Source organism: Halobacterium sp. CBA1126 (assembly GCF_009741975.1).
GTDB lineage: Archaea > Halobacteriota > Halobacteria > Halobacteriales > Halobacteriaceae > Halobacterium.
On sequence record NZ_WPCF01000203.1, the window covers coordinates 1 to 1,270 of the forward strand.

Consider the following 1,270-nt stretch of genomic DNA (forward strand, 5'->3'; position numbering starts at 1 on the left):
TCCTCCGGAGAACCGCACTTCGGGGCTGGACCCGCTGCGCAGGAGCCGCTTCAACGAGTTCGTCCGAGAGGAACGCGCTCGCGGCGTCACGTCCTGTTCTCCAGTCACGTCCTCAGCGAGGTGCGGCGCATCTGCGACCGCGTCGCCGTGCTCCGGGACGGCGAACTCGTCGCCGTCGAGGGACGTCGAGACGCTGCTGGACCGCAGCGGGAAGGTCGTCCGCGCCCGCGTCGCCGGCGACCTCCCCGCGGACGCCTTCGACGTCCCCGGCGTTTCGGACCTCGACCGCCGGCCCCTCGGCGGCGCGACGCGCGTCTCGTTCACGTACACGGGCGACGTGGACGCGCTCGTCGACGAACTCGACCGCTACCCGCTGCAGGAACTCGACGTCGAGGAGGCACCGCTGGAGGACGTCTTCCTCGACTTCTACGGAGGTAACGATGCTTGAAATCGCCGCCTACGGCGCCCGCAAGCGGCTGAAGGGCGCGCTCGCGCTCTCGGTCGGCCTGTCGGCGTTCAGCGCGATGTACGCCGCGTTCTTCCCGTCGCTGACCGCGAACCTCGACCTCGAGGAGTACGTCGACGCGCTCCCGCCCGCGTTCGTGGAGGCGTTCGGCCTGCGCGCGTTCAACACCATCGAGGGGTTCCTCGCCACCGAACTCTACCAGTTCGCGTGGGTCATCCTCCTCGGGCTCTACCTCGCGTACAGCGCTGCCTCGCTGATTGCGGGCGACGTCGAGAGCGGGCGCATGGACGTCCTGCTGTCGCTGCCGGTCTCCCGCGCCCGTCTCGTCGCCGAGCGATTCCTCTCCGTCGTCCCCGGCGTCCTCGTCGTCAACGTCGTCGTCGCCGCGGTCACGTGGGTCGCCACGCACGCCATCGGCTACCCGGTGAGCGCCGCCGACCTCGCGGTCGTCCACCTGCTCTCGCTCCCGTACCTGTTCGCGTGCGCGGCCATCGGCCTCGCGTTCAGCGTGCTCGTCGACCGCGAGAGCGTCGCCCAGCGCGCCGCGATGGCGACCGTCTTCGGCCTGTTCCTGCTGGAGTCCGTCGTCACGAGCACGGACTACTCGTGGGCCGGCGCCGTCGCTCCCATGCGGTACTTCGACCCGACCGCGATTCTCGTCGACGGCACGTACGACGTCCCCGGCGCCGCCATCCTCGTCGCCGCGACGCTGCTGCTCGTCGCTGCCAGCCAACTGCACTTCCGGCGAAAAGACGTGAACTGACGCCAACACAGCAGAGCATCCGCGAGCGAGCGGCTTGAAAA

General features: G+C 69.8%; 1 protein-coding gene and 1 pseudogene. Both read left to right on the top strand.

What is annotated here, in order from left to right:
- A pseudogene (locus GJ634_RS15740) lies at nt 1-448 on the top strand (ABC transporter ATP-binding protein); the annotation flags it as partial.
- Nucleotides 441-1,229, top strand: a complete 789-nt coding sequence (locus GJ634_RS15175) for an ABC transporter permease subunit (RefSeq protein ID WP_157503657.1) — start codon at nt 441-443, stop codon at nt 1,227-1,229. The pseudogene GJ634_RS15740 and the gene GJ634_RS15175, both read left to right, overlap by 8 nt.
- The last annotated feature ends 41 nt before the right edge of the window (nt 1,230-1,270 follow it).

What these genes read in the sequence shown, in the direction of transcription:
- GJ634_RS15175 (WP_157503657.1), top strand. Translation starts at nt 441, where the DNA reads ATGCTTGAAATCGCCGCCTACGGCGCCCGCAAGCGGCTGAAGGGCGCG.